Origin of the sequence: Bradyrhizobium oligotrophicum, from assembly GCF_051168495.1 — a bacterium.
Taxonomy (GTDB): Bacteria; Pseudomonadota; Alphaproteobacteria; order Rhizobiales; family Xanthobacteraceae; genus Bradyrhizobium; species Bradyrhizobium oligotrophicum_A.
This window is the reverse complement of sequence record NZ_JBNPVB010000016.1, coordinates 137,784-152,210: the sequence shown is the minus strand read 5'-3', so window position 1 is coordinate 152,210 and position 14,427 is coordinate 137,784. Positions and strand designations below refer to the sequence as shown.

General features: G+C 65.8%; 12 protein-coding genes. 7 read left to right on the top strand and 5 right to left on the bottom strand.

The window, feature by feature from the left end; genetic code table 11:
- Nucleotides 1–137 precede the first annotated feature (137 nt).
- The 3 genes from ACQR1B_RS26790 to secG all read right to left on the bottom strand — a co-directional run bounded on the left by ACQR1B_RS26790 (nt 138) and on the right by secG (nt 2,984).
- Nucleotides 138–464 carry an NIPSNAP family protein gene (locus tag ACQR1B_RS26790; RefSeq protein ID WP_434835064.1) on the bottom strand — a complete coding sequence of 109 codons (327 nt, stop codon included), beginning with the start codon at nt 462–464 and terminating at the stop codon, nt 138–140.
- A 336-nt stretch (nt 465–800) separates the two neighbouring features.
- Nucleotides 801–2,432: a CTP synthase gene (locus tag ACQR1B_RS26785; RefSeq protein WP_434835063.1), complete on the bottom strand. Its 1,632-nt coding sequence runs from the start codon at nt 2,430–2,432 to the stop codon at nt 801–803.
- Between the two features lie 168 nt (nt 2,433–2,600).
- Nucleotides 2,601–2,984, bottom strand: a complete 384-nt coding sequence (gene secG, locus ACQR1B_RS26780) for a preprotein translocase subunit SecG (RefSeq protein ID WP_434835062.1) — start codon at nt 2,982–2,984, stop codon at nt 2,601–2,603.
- A 210-nt stretch (nt 2,985–3,194) separates the two neighbouring features.
- Between secG and ACQR1B_RS26775 the strand changes: the two genes are divergently transcribed.
- A complete protein-coding gene (locus tag ACQR1B_RS26775) occupies nt 3,195–3,761 on the top strand; it encodes a helix-turn-helix domain-containing protein (protein WP_434835061.1) in 567 nt (188 codons plus the stop codon).
- 2 nt (nt 3,762–3,763) lie between these two features.
- Nucleotides 3,764–4,291 (top strand): GNAT family N-acetyltransferase, encoded by a 528-nt coding sequence (locus tag ACQR1B_RS26770; protein WP_434835060.1) that lies wholly within the window; start codon nt 3,764–3,766, stop codon nt 4,289–4,291.
- Between the two features lie 35 nt (nt 4,292–4,326).
- Here the strand turns inward: ACQR1B_RS26770 and tpiA are convergent, their stop codons facing one another.
- On the bottom strand, nt 4,327–5,082 hold the full coding sequence (tpiA, locus tag ACQR1B_RS26765) for a triose-phosphate isomerase (protein ID WP_434835059.1): 756 nt from the start codon (nt 5,080–5,082) through the stop codon (nt 4,327–4,329).
- A 237-nt stretch (nt 5,083–5,319) separates the two neighbouring features.
- On the opposite strand from tpiA, the gene ACQR1B_RS26760 reads away from it, so the two are divergent.
- The 5 genes from ACQR1B_RS26760 (at nt 5,320) to ACQR1B_RS26740 (ending at nt 12,466) form a co-directional block, all read left to right on the top strand.
- On the top strand, nt 5,320–7,230 hold the full coding sequence (locus ACQR1B_RS26760) for a SurA N-terminal domain-containing protein (protein WP_434835058.1): 1,911 nt from the start codon (nt 5,320–5,322) through the stop codon (nt 7,228–7,230).
- A gap of 22 nt (nt 7,231–7,252) precedes the next feature.
- Nucleotides 7,253–8,266: an anthranilate phosphoribosyltransferase gene (gene trpD / locus ACQR1B_RS26755; RefSeq protein ID WP_434835057.1), complete on the top strand. Its 1,014-nt coding sequence runs from the start codon at nt 7,253–7,255 to the stop codon at nt 8,264–8,266.
- 15 nt (nt 8,267–8,281) lie between these two features.
- On the top strand, nt 8,282–9,100 hold the full coding sequence (gene trpC / locus ACQR1B_RS26750) for an indole-3-glycerol phosphate synthase TrpC (RefSeq protein ID WP_434835056.1): 819 nt from the start codon (nt 8,282–8,284) through the stop codon (nt 9,098–9,100).
- Nucleotides 9,101–9,103: 3 nt separating this feature from the next.
- Complete coding sequence (gene moaC, locus ACQR1B_RS26745; protein ID WP_434835055.1) at nt 9,104–9,598, top strand: cyclic pyranopterin monophosphate synthase MoaC; 495 nt, start codon at nt 9,104–9,106, stop codon at nt 9,596–9,598.
- Between the two features lie 153 nt (nt 9,599–9,751).
- Nucleotides 9,752–12,466 carry a bifunctional diguanylate cyclase/phosphodiesterase gene (locus ACQR1B_RS26740; protein WP_434835054.1) on the top strand — a complete coding sequence of 905 codons (2,715 nt, stop codon included), beginning with the start codon at nt 9,752–9,754 and terminating at the stop codon, nt 12,464–12,466.
- Nucleotides 12,467–12,722: 256 nt separating this feature from the next.
- On the opposite strand, the gene ACQR1B_RS26735 is transcribed toward ACQR1B_RS26740, so the two are convergent.
- Nucleotides 12,723–14,057 (bottom strand): S41 family peptidase, encoded by a 1,335-nt coding sequence (locus ACQR1B_RS26735; protein WP_434835053.1) that lies wholly within the window; start codon nt 14,055–14,057, stop codon nt 12,723–12,725.
- Nucleotides 14,058–14,427 lie beyond the last annotated feature (370 nt).

Here is a 14,427-nt window from a genome sequence, read left to right as displayed (position 1 = left end):
TCCTCATGGGGGCGCGCGACCATGGCCAATCCCGCTCGCCGGATCAACCCGGCGAAGCCCGGCGAATATCAGGGTTGCGGGGATGGCGCCCCACGGCCGTCACGACCGCGGACGCGCCCCGGATTTTGGCTAAGCAGCTACTTCAGCGCCGAGAAAGCCGTCGGCACCAGGAACTGGCTGGTGATGTTGGCGACGATCTGGCCGTCTTCCTCGCTCTTGGCGCGCGCCGCGATCCAGTCGGGATCGGCCATGAACTTGGTCCATTTGGTCTCGCGCTCGGCGAGCGACTCCCAGGCCAGGAAATAGGTCAGGTCCTGGTTGGATTCGCCGATCAGGGTGGTGAAGAAACCGACCGGGCGAACGCCGTGTTTTTCCCAGAGCTTCAAGGTCACGGTGTCGAAACGCTTCAGCAGCGCCGGCAGCCGGCCCGGAATGCAGCGATAGATGCGGCTCTCATAGATCATTGGTCACTCCCTGATCTGTTCTTCTCAACCAGGGAGCGTTGTCGCAACAATCGCTGCGGCCGTCAAAGGCGGAGTGGCCGCTGCATTTTGCGCGGCCCGGAACGACGTTCGCTCCTCACCCTGAGGAGCGCGCCCCTTGGCGCGCGTCTCGAAGGGCGAGGCCCCGCTGGGGCCTCATGGTTCGAGACGCGCCGCGAACGACGACCTTCCGTACCAATTGGCTTGATCGACGCGGCGCTCCTCACCATGAGGGTTTGGCGCCGAGCGCGTGGCTGCAGATTGGACATGGGCAGCATGTTCAGAAAGAGGGCTGATCGCGCGCCCCTCGCAGCCGGCTCACACCAGCCGGCTCTGCACCATCGCGGCCTGGATGAAGGACGCGAACAGCGGATGCGGCTCGAACGGACGCGACTTCAGCTCGGGATGGAACTGGACGCCGATGAACCAGGGATGGTCCTCGTATTCCACGATCTCCGGCAGCACGCCGTCCGGCGACAGGCCGGAGAACTTCAGGCCATGCTGCTCGAGCCGGTCCTTGTAGGCGGTGTTGACCTCGTAGCGGTGGCGATGCCGCTCGGAGATCTCGGTGGCGCCGCCATAGACCTCGGAGACGCGGCTGCCGCGCTTGAGCGCCGCGGGATAGGCGCCGAGCCGCATCGTGCCGCCGAGATCGCCGCTCTTGGAGCGCTTCTCCAGCTCGTTGCCGCGCAGCCATTCCGTCATCAGGCCGACCAGCGGCTCCGCCGTCGGACCGAACTCGGTCGAGTTCGCCGCGGAGATGCCGACGAGATTGCGCGCGGCCTCGATCACCGCCATCTGCATGCCGAAGCAGATGCCGAAATACGGCACGTCGCGTTCGCGTGCGAACTGCGCCGCGCGGATCTTGCCCTCGGCGCCGCGCTGGCCGAAGCCGCCGGGCACGAGGATGCCGTTGACGTGTTCGAGGAACGGCGCGGGGTCCTCGTTCTCGAACACCTCGCTCTCGATCCAGTCGAGCTTGACGCGCACCTTGTTGGCGATGCCGCCATGCGACAGCGCCTCGATCAGCGACTTGTAGGCGTCCTTCATGCCGGTGTACTTGCCGACGATCGCGATCGTCACATCGCCTTCCGGATTGCGGACGCGCTCGTTGATCGTGTGCCAGCTGGCGAGCGCCGGCGGCACCCGCGGCTCGATGCCGAACGCGGCCAGCACCTCGTCGTCGAGGCCGGCGGCGTGATAGGCCTCGGGCACGGCATAGATGTTGTCGACGTCGCGCGCCTCGATCACGGCGCTCTCGCGCACGTTGCAGAACAGGCCGAGCTTGCGCCGCTCCTCCTTCGGGATCTCGCGATCGGTGCGGCACAGCAGGATGTCCGGCTGGATGCCGATCGAGCGCAGCTCCTTCACCGAGTGCTGGGTCGGCTTGGTCTTCAACTCGCCCGCGCTGGGGATGTAGGGCAGCAGGGTCAGGTGAATGTAGATCGCGTGATCGCGCGGCAGTTCGCTCTTGAGCTGGCGGATCGCCTCGAAGAACGGCAGGCCCTCGATGTCGCCGACGGTGCCGCCGATCTCGACCAGCACGAAATCGTACTCGTCGTTGCCGGACAGCACGAAGTCCTTGATCGCATTGGTGACGTGCGGGACCACCTGGATGGTGGCGCCGAGATAGTCGCCGCGCCGCTCCTTGGTCAGGATGTCCTGGTAGATCCGGCCCGTCGTGATGTTGTCGGCCTTGGTCGCCGGACGGCCGGTGAAGCGTTCGTAATGGCCGAGATCGAGATCGGTCTCGGCACCGTCGTCGGTCACGAACACTTCGCCGTGCTGATACGGCGACATCGTGCCGGGATCGAGGTTGAGATAGGGGTCGAGCTTGCGAAGCCGGACCTTGTAGCCTCGGGCCTGCAGCAGCGCGCCTAACGCGGCTGAAGCCAGACCCTTTCCGAGCGAGGAAACCACGCCGCCGGTGATGAAGATGTACCGCGCCATGGGACCCTACCTTTAATGCCGAGCGCTCGATTCGCCAAAACGAATCGCCTGCAGCCCGCAACATCGTCGCGGGCCTGTGGGTTACGTCAAAATGTGAATGGTCTCAGCAACTTGAGACCGTCTCATGATGCAGGACGCAAATTTGCGCTCCTGCATGGCTTCCCCGCATTATTGCGATTGCGGGGCCTGCGGGCCGGCCGGCGCGGCCGGGCTCTGCTGCTCGTCGGCCTTCTTGAGCTGGTCGAGCACGCCGCCACCAGTCGGCGCCACCGGCGTCGCACTGCCGGACTGGGTCTGCCCCGGCAGGGTGCCGAGAATGGAGGTCGGCTTGCGATCGAGACCTGCCAGCCAGGTCAGCAGCAGGCTGGTGATGAAGAAGCCGACCGCCAGAATCGCAGTGGTCCGCGTCAGCAGATTTGCGGTGCCCCGGCTCGACATGAAGCCGGCGCCGCCGCCCATGCCGAGGCCGCCGCCTTCGGACTTCTGCAACAGCACCGCGCCGATCAGGACGGCGACGATCATGAGGTGGATGACGATCAAGACAGTCTGCATGGTGACCTTCCGTCACAAGCCCTCGCAGGCCCCGACCAGAGGCCGGGATCGCGAGCGCTTCGCGGGCTATTCGGAAATTTGCGCGGTGTTACACGATCATGTCGGGCAACGCCACCCCGCAGATAATCGCACCCGCGCTTCGCACAAGCGCCGATGAGGCGCCGCGCGCCAGGGCTTGCCGGACATCAAAAATTCTACTATTAGAGACGAATGGATCAAATAATAGACGATTTCAGCCAACGGCTCGCGCGCCGCCTGCTCCTGGAACGCGACGGCCGGGGCTGGTCCTTGGCCGACCTCGCCGAGCGGTCTGGAGTCTCCAAGGCCACGATCAGCAAGATCGAGCGCGCCGAGGTCAGCCCGACCGCGGTCGTCCTGGTCAAGCTCGCCAGCGCCTTCGATCTCACGCTGGCCGGCCTGATGCTGCGCGCCGAAGCCCAGTCGGAACGCCTGTCCAAGGCGGACGAGCAGCCGGTCTGGCGCGATCCCGAGACGGGTTACCTTCGGCGCCAGGTCTTTCTCAGGCCGGATCACCCGATCGAGGTCGTCACCGTCGAGATGCCGGCGGGCCGCAGCGTGACACTGCCGGCCTCGTCCTACATCCACATCCGCCAGCTGGTCTGGGTCCAGAGCGGGCGCCTGACCATCACCGAAGGCGTCGAACGTCACGAACTCGGCCCCGGGGACTGCCTCGGCTTCGGCCCGCCGATCGACACCACCTTTGCCAATGAGACCGACGCTCCCTGCGTCTACGTCGTCGCCCTCGCCCGGAGTTGAGAATGTCCCCACTGCGAATCGCCGCCCTTTCCGACACGCCGGCCATTCGGGCTGCCCTGCGCGCGATGCTGATCGAAACCGTGGCCCATGGCGGCTCGGTCAGCTTCATGCACCCGCTCAGCGTCGACGACGCGGACATGTTCTGGCGGGATTCGCTCGCCGCCGTCGGCCGCCACGAACGAATCGTCCTCGGCGCCTTCGACGATGACGATCTAGTCGCAACGGTGACGCTCCAGTTGAAGCTGCCGCCGAACCAGCCGCACCGCGCCGAGATCGCAAAAATGATGACGCGCGTCAGTCACCGCAACCGCGGCATCGCCACCGCGCTGCTGCGGGCCGCCGAGACCCTGGCGCGCCAAGAGCAGCGCACGATGCTGGTGCTGGACACCGCCGAGGATGGCGGCGCCTCACCGCTTTATGAGAGCCTCGGTTTCCAACTCTCCGGAATCATCCCGGACTATGCCTTGAAGCCGCATGGCGGCCTCACCGGCACGAAGATCTACTGGAAGCGGATCGGAGAACCAGGCTGAGCCCGCGCCTTCATGCGCGATGCTCGGATCGCCGCTCAACATCCTTTCGCAATTGCGAGAAAGTCAGCCGCCTTCAGGCTGGCGCCGCCGACCAGCGCGCCGTTCACGTTCGCGACGGCCATCAGTTCGGCGGCGTTGGACGGCTTCACCGAGCCGCCATACAGGATGCGCATCCGCGCCCCCTCGCCGTTGAAGCGCTCGATCAGCAGTGCCCTGATAAACGCATGAATCTGCTCGACATCCTGGGCGGTCGGCGTCAGGCCGGTGCCGATCGCCCAGACCGGCTCGTAGGCCACGATCAGGTTTGCGGCCCGCGACCCCTGCGGAAGGCTGAGATTGAGCTGGCCGCGCAGGATGTCCAGGGTCTGCCCGGCGTCGCGCTGCTGCTGGGTCTCGCCGACGCAGACGATCGCGACCAAACCGGCGCGCCAGACCGCTTCCGTCTTCTGGTGCACGACGATATCGCTTTCGCCGTGGTCGGCGCGCCGCTCGGAATGGCCGACGATGATGGCGCTTGCGCCCGCGTCTGCCAGCATCTCGGCCGAGACGTCTCCCGTGTGGGCCCCCGATGCTTTCGCGTGACAATCCTGGGCTCCGACCGCGACCGCCGTCGTGCCGCGCGCCTTCTCGGCGAAGGCCGCCAGCAGCGTCGCCGGCGGACATACCAGGAGGTCGGCCTGTCCCGCCACCTCGGCGGCCCCCGCCAGCATGGCGTCGAACTCGGCAGTCGAGGCCTTCAAACCGTTCATTTTCCAGTTGCCGGCAATCAGGGGCCGGATGCGGTCGGTCATGGCAGGATTCCAGCAAATGTTGTGACGGACATCGGCTAGCAGAGCGCCTTCCGAAGCACCAGTCCGGAGTGCCGATGCGCGCGACGTCTTCCCACCGCTTCAATCCGCCTCAGGGCCGAGGTTGCGACCGGGCGGCTGCCTCTTTATAAGCCGTTTCAACGCGGTGACGCCCTTTCGCAGAATCTGCTTCAAGGCGCGTCCTTTTCATCCCTTTATTCCTGCAGACAGACTGGACCCATGCTCCGAGGATTACGCAAGGCCTCATCAAACTGGCTCGGCAAGACCATCATGGCGGTGGTCATGGGCGTCTTGATCGTCAGCTTCGGCATCTGGGGCATCGCCGACATCTTCCGCGGCTTCGGGCAATCGACGGCGGCAACCGTCGGACGTACCGAGATCTCGATCAACGAGTTCCGCCAGATCTACACCGACCGGTTGCAGCAGATCGGCCGCCAGATCGGCCGCCCGCTCACCACCGAGCAGGCCCGCATGTTTGGTCTCGATCGCTCCGTGCTGCAGCAGACGATCGCGGAAGCTGCGCTCGACGAGCAGGCCCGCCGTCTCGGTCTCGGCCAGTCCGACGCGGAGACCATGCGGGTGATCCTCAGCGACCCCAATTTCAAGGGCCCGAACGGCGCGTTCGACCCGCAGCGCTTCCAGGCCATCATCCGCAATTTCGGCTTCACCGAGCAGCGCTATCTGGCCGACCAGCGGCGGCAGACGCTGCGGCGACAGATCACCGGCACCATCGCGGCCGGGCTGGAGCCCTCCAACGTGATGCTGGAGGCGCTGAGCCGCTTCCAGAACGAGCAGCGCTCGATCGACTACATCAAGCTCGACGCCGCGCAGGCCGGCACCATCGACGCGCCCTCGCCCGAGATTCTCGCATCGTATTTCGACGAGCATAAGGGGCAGTTCAAGGCGCCCGAATACCGCAAGATCTCGTTCGTCCTGGTGACGCCCGAGGAGATCGGCAAGTGGACCGACGTCTCGGACGAGGATGCCAGGAAGCTGTTCGACCAGCGCAAGGCGCTGATGGGCACTCCGGAGAAACGGCAGGTCCAGCAGATGACGTTCCCGAGCCTTGAAGAGGCGCAGGCGGCGCGGACGCGGATCGCAGCCGGCGAAGTGACGTTCGACGAGCTCGCCAAGGAGCGCAATCTCAACCCGGCCGACCTCGATCTCGGACTGGTGACGAAATCGGCCATTCTCGACCCCGCCGTCGCCGACATGGCCTTCTCGCTGCCGACCGGCGAGGTCAGCCAGCCGGTCAAGGGCGCGTTCAACGTGGCCCTGGTGAAGGTCAGCGCGATCCAGCCGGGCCAGGAGCCGGCGTTCGAGAACGTCGCGGCCGACATCAAGAAGGAGATCGCGGCCGACCGCGCCAAATCGCAGGTCGCCACGCTGCGGGACAAGATGGAAGACGAGCGCGGCGGAGGCGCGAGCGTCGCCGAGGCGGCCAAGAAGCTTGGCCTCAATGCCGTGACGCTCGAGGCGGTCGACCGTTCGGGCAAGCAGCCCGACGGCCAGCCCGTCCCGAACATTCCGCTCGGCCTCGACGTCGTTGCGCAGGCCTTCAACAGCGATGTCGGCGTCGACAATGAGCCGATCTCGTTCCGCGGCGGCTATGTCTGGTACGAGGTGCTCGGCATCACGCCGCCGCGCGACCGCACCCTCGACGAGGTCAAGGACCAGGTCGCGGCCAAGTGGCGCGACGACGAGGTGGCGGCCAGGCTGCGCGCCAAGGCCACCGAACTGGTCAAGAAGCTCAGCGAGGGCGGCAAGCTCGCCGACGAGGCGTCCTCGCTCGGCACCAAGGTAGAGACGGCGAGCACGTTCAAGCGTGACGCGACCCTGCCCGGCGTGCCCACCGGCGCCATCACGGCAGCGTTCCGCACGGCCAAGGACGGCGTCGGCCAGACCGAGGCCGATGGCGGCCGGCAATGGATCGTGTTCCGGGTCACCGACATCGTCGAGCCCAAGGTCGATCTGGCGTCCGAGGACATCAAGAAGCTGAAGGACCAGTTGCAGCGCGCGCTGGCCGACGAGCAAGGCACGTCGTATGTCCTGAAGCTCGAAAAGGATATCGGGACCACCATCAACGAAGCCGCCGTGGCGCAGGTGGTCGGCGGCGGCAGCAATCAATGACGGATCGCCAAGGGCACGCGTGATGAACGATCTGAAGTCGATCATTGGCAAGGTGGCGACGGGCGCGCCGCTGTCCCGCGAGGAGGCCGCGTCCGCGTTCGACAGCATGATGTCGGGTGAGGCCACGCCGTCGCAGATGGGCGCGCTGCTGATGGCGCTGCGCGTCCGCGGCGAGACGGTGGACGAGATCACCGGCGCCGTCAGCGTGATGCGCGCCAAGATGCTGCGCGTCGATGCCCCGGCGTCTGCCGTCGACATCGTCGGCACCGGCGGTGACGGCTCCGGCTCGGTCAACGTCTCGACCTGCGCCTCCTTCATCGTGGCCGGCGCCGGCGTGCCGGTCGCCAAGCACGGCAACCGCGCGCTGTCCTCGAGGTCGGGTGCGGCCGATGTGCTCGCCGCGCTCGGCGTCAAGATCGATCTCAAACCGGACCAGGTCGGTCGCTGCGTGCGCGAAGCCGGCATCGGCTTCATGTTCGCGCCGGCCCATCATCCGGCGATGAAGAACGTCGGCCCGACGCGCGTCGAGCTCGCCACCCGCACGATTTTCAATCTGCTTGGACCGCTGTCCAACCCCGCCGGCGTCAAGCGCCAGATGGTCGGCGTGTTCTCGCGGCAATGGGTCGAGCCGCTGGCGCAGGTGCTGAAGAACCTCGGCTCGGAAGCCGCCTGGGTCGTGCATGGCTCCGACGGGCTCGACGAGATCACCCTGACCGGGCCGACCTTCGTCGCGGCACTCGAGAACGGGCAGATCCGCACCTTCGAGGTTACACCGGAAGAGGCCGGGCTCGGGCGCTGCGAAAGCGACGGGCTGAAGGGCGGTGATGCCGCGGCCAACGCAGTGGCGCTGCAGAGCGTGCTGGACGGACTGCCGAGCCCCTATCGTGATGTCGCAGTGTTGAACGCCGCCGCGGCATTGGTGGTTGCGGGCCGCGCCAAGTCGCTTCAGGAAGGCGTAGCGATCGGCAAGGCTTCGCTCGACAGCGGCGCGGCTGCTGCGCGGCTGAAGCAGCTGATCGCCGTCTCCAACAGCTGATCCTCTGAGCGCGTCATGTCCGACATCCTGGCCAAGATCGAGACCTATAAGCGGGAGGAGATCGCGGCAGCCAAGCACGCGTGCCCGCTGTCGGAGCTCGAAGCCCGCGCGCGCGAGGCTTCGCCGCCGCGCGGCTTCGTTGCCGCAATCCGCGCCAAGCATGCGAATGGCGACTACGCGCTGATCGCGGAAGTGAAGAAGGCGTCGCCCTCGAAGGGTCTGATCCGGGCCGATTTCGATCCGCCGCAACTGGCGAAGGCCTATGAGGCCGGCGGAGCCGCCTGTCTGTCCGTGCTGACCGACACGCCGTCGTTCCAGGGCCATCTCGACTTCATGGTGGCGGCGCGGGCCGCGACCGCCCTGCCCGTGCTGCGCAAGGACTTCATGTTCGATACCTATCAGGTGGTCGAAGCCCGTGCTCATGGCGCCGATTGCATCCTGATCATCATGGCTGCGCTCGACGACGCGGCTGCCGCGGACATCGAAGCCGCTGCGCTCGCCCACGGCATGGACGTGCTGATCGAGATCCACGACCGCGCCGAGCTCGACCGCGCGTTGAAGCTGCGCTCGCCGATGATCGGCATCAACAATAGAAACTTGCGCACCTTCGAGACCACGCTGGCAACCTCCGAGACCCTGGCGCCGCTGGTGCCCAAGGAGCGCCTCCTGGTCGGTGAGAGCGGCATCTTCACGCCGGAAGATCTTGCGCGTTTGGCGCGCGTCGACATCCAGACCTTTCTCGTCGGCGAAAGCCTGATGCGGCAGGCCGACGTGGCAGCGGCGACGCGCACCCTGCTGGCGCGCAACGCCGGCCCGGCAAGCGCGGCTGAGTGACCCATGGCCGATATACCGCCTGACGGACCGTCTCTCACCCACATCGACGCCCGCGGTGAAGCCCGCATGGTCGACGTGTCGGACAAGACCGCAACGGAACGGATCGCGACGGCCGAAGGCCGTGTATTGATGAGCCCGGCGACGCTGGCGCTGATCGTGTCCGGCAATGCCAAGAAGGGCGACGTGCTGGGAACCGCCCGCATTGCCGGCATCATGGCGGCCAAGCGGACCTCGGACCTCATTCCCTTGTGCCACCCGCTGGCGCTCTCGAAGGTCACGGTGGACATCACCCCCGACGCCGCCCTGCCCGGCTGCATCGTCAGCGCAACGGTCAAGGTCAGCGGGCCGACAGGGGTCGAGATGGAGGCGCTCACCGCGGTGTCGGTCGCCTGCCTGACCATCTACGACATGATCAAGGCCGCCGAGCGCGGCGTGCGCATCGAGGGCATTCATCTCACTGAGAAAATCGGCGGCAAGTCGGGCCATTATCGCGCCTGACGGCATTTCATGGCCAATTACAACTTAAAATTAATCGTTCGCTAACTCATATTGCTAACCTCACCTCCATAGCGAATCTCTAGCAATCGGGGGTGGGAGGGACGTTGCAGACGATCCATCCCGACGCGCCAATGACCAGCGTATCCGGGACCAATGACGACAAAGGCCAGAGCAGCGAGTGCGGTCAGAGCTTCGACGGACCATAGAGGCCCGATCCGATGGCTCGTGGGTGGCGGCCTTGCGCTGATCGCAGCGATCACGATCGGCGCGACGATCATGGCCGACAGCTTCCGGCAGCGCGCCCTCGACGGCACGACACAGGAACTGGAGAACACCGTTCTCCTGCTGGCACGCCATTTCGATCAGCAGATCGACGACCTCATCTCGATCCAGCGCGAGATCGCCAGCTACGTCCGGAACAACCGCATCGAGACCAAAGCACGCTTCCGCGAGCAGATGGCAAGCGCGGAGGTCAACGACATGCTGAAGCGCAAGCTGAGCGCTCTGTCCTATGTCGGCGTGGCGAACATTTTCGACGACGACGGCAACATGATCAACTCCGCAACCGCGTGGCCGGTGCCGCAGGTCAATATCGCGGACCGCCCCTATTTCCGCCGCCTGAGGTCGGATCCGGCATCGCCCCCGATGCTGATCGAACCGATCGTAAGCCGGCTCAGCGGAACGTTCATCGCGGTCATCGCGCTGAAGCTGATCAGTCCGAGTGGAGAGTTTCTGGGCGTCATCAACCGCAGTCTCGAGCCCGCCAATGTCGAACGCTTCTTCGCATCCGTCGCGCTTGGCCCGGACGCGAGGATTTCGATGATGCATCGCAACGGGACCCTGCTGGCCCAGCATCCCCACCACGAGGCGATGATCGGCCGGAACTTTCGCGACGCGCCGATCTTCCGCCAGATCCTCGCGCAAGACGGTAACACCACCGGAATCTTCGACAGTCCCATCGACGGCGAGCATCGCATCGGCGCATCGCACCGGCTGACGAGCTATCCGCTCATCGTCACCGCAACGACCACGGTATCGGCGGCGCTGGCCAACTGGCGCGAGCAGATGCGCTTCCTGATCGCCATCGGGCTGACGTCGGTGCTGCTGATCGCCGGCATGCTCACCATCGTCGTGCGTCGGCTGATCAGCGACCACGAGGCCTCGAGCCGGCGCCTGACCCTGGAGAAGGAAAGGCTCGACAAGGCTGTCAACAACATGACCCAGGGCCTGCTGCTGTTCGACGCCTCGGAACGCCTGGTCATCAGCAACCAGCGCTACATCGACATGTACGGCCTCTCCACCGATGTCGTGAAGCCCGGCTGCACCTTCCGCGAGCTGATCGCTCACCGCAAGGCCTCGGGATCGCTCGCCGGCAACGAGGGGGAATATGCCGATGCCGTGCTGCGCGACGTCGGCCTCAAGAAGTCGCAGATCATCGAGACCCCAGACGGCCGCTCGATCCAGATCGTGAACGAGCCGATCGTCGGCGGCGGCTGGCTCGCCACTCATGAAGACATCACCGAGCGCAGGCGAGCAGAGCAGCAGATCACCCATCTCGCGCATTTTGATGCGCTGACCGAGCTGCCGAACCGCACCCTGTTCCACGAGCGCCTGCAGGAGGAAATGGCCCGTGTGTCCGACGGCCGGCAGATGGCGCTCCACTACATCGACATCGACGAGTTCAAGGGCGTCAACGACTCGCTTGGCCATCTGATCGGCGACGAACTGTTGAAGTCCGTCGCGAAGAGCCTGCAGGCCTGTGTCGGAAGCGCCGGCTTCGTCGCGCGGCTCGGCGGCGACGAATTCGCGGTCGTCCAGACCACGATCAAGAGCCGCGAGGACGTGAGTTGCCTGATCGACGACATGCTCGCGGCGATCCGCGCGCCCCGGGACTGCCTGGGGCATCAATTGACTGCCGATGCCTCGATCGGGGTCGCGCTCATTCCTCAGCACGGCACCGATCTCGATCAGATCATGAAGAATGCCGACCTGGCGATGTACGCCGCCAAGGCCGCGGGACGCCACACCTGGCGCTTCTTCGAGCCGGACATGGACGCCCAGGTCAAGGCCCGCCATCAGCTCGAGGTCGATCTGCGCCAGGCCATCGCCGACGATCGGCTGGAGGTCTACTACCAGCCTTGCCTCAGCCTGCAGGACGACCGCATCGTCGGCTGCGAGGCGCTGGTGCGCTGGAAGCACCCGGCGCGGGGCCACGTCTCGCCGGCCGAATTCATTCCGATCGCCGAGGACACAGGCCTGATCAATCAGCTCGGCGAGCGCGTTCTCCAAGTCGCCTGCGCCGAGGCCGCGACCTGGCCCGACGACATCCGGTTGGCCGTCAACGTCTCGCCAGTGCAGTTCAAGAGCGGCACCTTGGCGCTCAAGGTCGCCCACGCGCTCGCCGCCTCCGGCCTGTCACCGCACCGGCTGGAGCTGGAGATCACTGAGGCGGTGCTGATCCGCGATGACGATGCGCTCGACACCCTGCACGAGCTTCGCGCGCTCGGCGTCCGGATCGCGCTCGACGATTTCGGCACCGGCTATTCCAGCCTCAGCTATCTGCAACGGATCCCATTCGACAAGATCAAGATCGACCGCTGCTTCGTCAAGGACGTCACCGAAAGCGAAGGCTCCGCCGCCATCGTTCAGGCCGTCGTCAACATCGCCGCCATCCGCAACATGTCGACGACCGCCGAAGGCGTCGAGACCGAGGCGCAGCGCCAGGTGCTGAAGCGGCTCGGCTGCTCGGAGATGCAGGGCTATCTGTTCAGCCCTCCGAAGCCCGCGGCCGAGGTGAGGCAATTGTTCGCCGCGCACCGCGCCGAGGACGGCTCATCCGGCCGGCGCGCGCGTTTCGATGCGGCCTGACGCCGTTTCCGAACCGATAAATACCGTTGCAATTTGAGCCTTTTCCGCAAGCCAAATTCCAACCCTGTCATCCGATCGTACCGATCGTCGCTTGCAGTGCACCGCCGCGCCATGATCTATCTGAAACAGACGGACATACTCCGTGTCCGCCTGTACACGCTGGTCGAAAACCACGGCGGGACGGCCTCTCAGGGCCGCCCCGTCGGGTGTGAGCGTAAGGCGCGGCCGGAGCCGCATCCTGGACAACCATCACTGATCAGTTCGGCACCGCCGCCTTGGCGCGGACGTCGGCATTGACGGTGACGCCGCGCAACACGTTGAACGCCGCGTGCAGCGCCTTGTCGTCCTTCTCCTCCGGCGGGACGTAGGATTGCGAGCCGGTCTGCTCGGTGCCGTCCGCGGCCGAGAGATGGCCACGCATCCCCGCCTCACCCTTGAGGTCGCTGCGGTCCTTCAACTCATCCGGCACGTCCTGCTTGACCTCGATGTCCGGCGCGATGCCCTGCGCCTGGATCGAGCGGCCCGAGGGCGTGTAGTAGCGCGCCGTGGTCAGCGCCAGTGCGCCATTGCCGGCGCCGAGCGGAATGATGGTCTGCACCGAGCCCTTGCCGAACGACCGCGTACCGACCAGCGTCGCGCGCTTGTGATCGTGCAGCGCGCCCGCGACGATCTCCGACGCCGAGGCCGATCCGCCGTTGATCAACACCACGAGCGGCTTGCCCTTGGTGAGGTCGCCGCCGCGCGCCGTGAAACGCTGCGTCTCCTCGGGATTGCGGCCGCGCGTGGACACCACCTCGCCACGCGGCAGGAACGTGCTGGAAACCGACACCGCCTGGTCGAGCAGGCCGCCCGGATTGTTGCGCAGGTCGACCACGTAGCCGGCGAGCTTGTCCTGCGGAATCTCCTTGGAAATGCTGGAGATCGCCTTGCGGAGGGTCTCGGTGGTCTGCTCGTTGAACGAGGTGATGCGGATGTAGCCGATGTCGCCCCCCTCGGTATGATAGCGCACCGGACGCACGCGGATGATCTCGCGCGTCAGCAACACGTCGAGCGGCGCCTCCTTGCCCTTGCGGACGATCGTCAGCTTGGTCTTGGTATTGACGCCGCCCTTCATCTTGGCGACCGCCTGTTCGAGCGTCAGGCCCTGCACGGCATCGCCATCGATCTTGGCGATCAGATCGCCCGAGAGAATGCCGGCCTTCGAGGCCGGCGTATCGTCGATCGGCGCAACGACCTTGACGAGGCCGTCCTCCATGGTGACCTCGATTCCCAGCCCGCCGAATTCGCCCGACGTCGTCTCCTGCATGTCGCGCCAGGACTTGTCGTTCATGTAGCGCGAGTGCGGGTCGAGCGACGACACCATGCCGTTGATGGCGCCCTCGATCAGGGCGGGGTCGTTGGGCTTCTCGACGTAGTCGGCGCGAACGCGCTCGAACACCGCGCCGAACAGGTTGAGTTGCGAATAGGTGTCGGACATGCCGGCCGCCGCCTTGGCCTTGGCGACGAGTTGCGCGCCCTCGGGCCCCGTGACCATCACGGTCAGACAGACGCCGGTCATCGTGCCCGCCAAGAACAGCCAGTTTTTCCGCATTGCTTCGTTTCCCGAGGGTTTGTTTGGTGGCCGGCGGATCACATCGACCGAACGCATCGCCGGCAGGATCGGCGTACCAACTCACACCACATTTCCGGTTTCTTCAAGGCCGATATTCCCGCGGGCACACCGGAAGACAGCGCCATCAGCCGGCCCGCGCCGTCCATCGAAATGGACGTTCCGCGGCCGAAATCAAGATCGGCCCAAGAGCCCCCGTTCACGCCCGCCGCAATATCCGGTCTTTCACGGCCACCCCGTGATCACAGCTCAACGAGCCGTGTCCTCCGCGGCGAATCAGCGTGCCGTGCATGGCACCCGCCCGCGGCCGCGCAGGCCGGAATGGCTTGCGCATCGCCGGTCCGATGGGCGA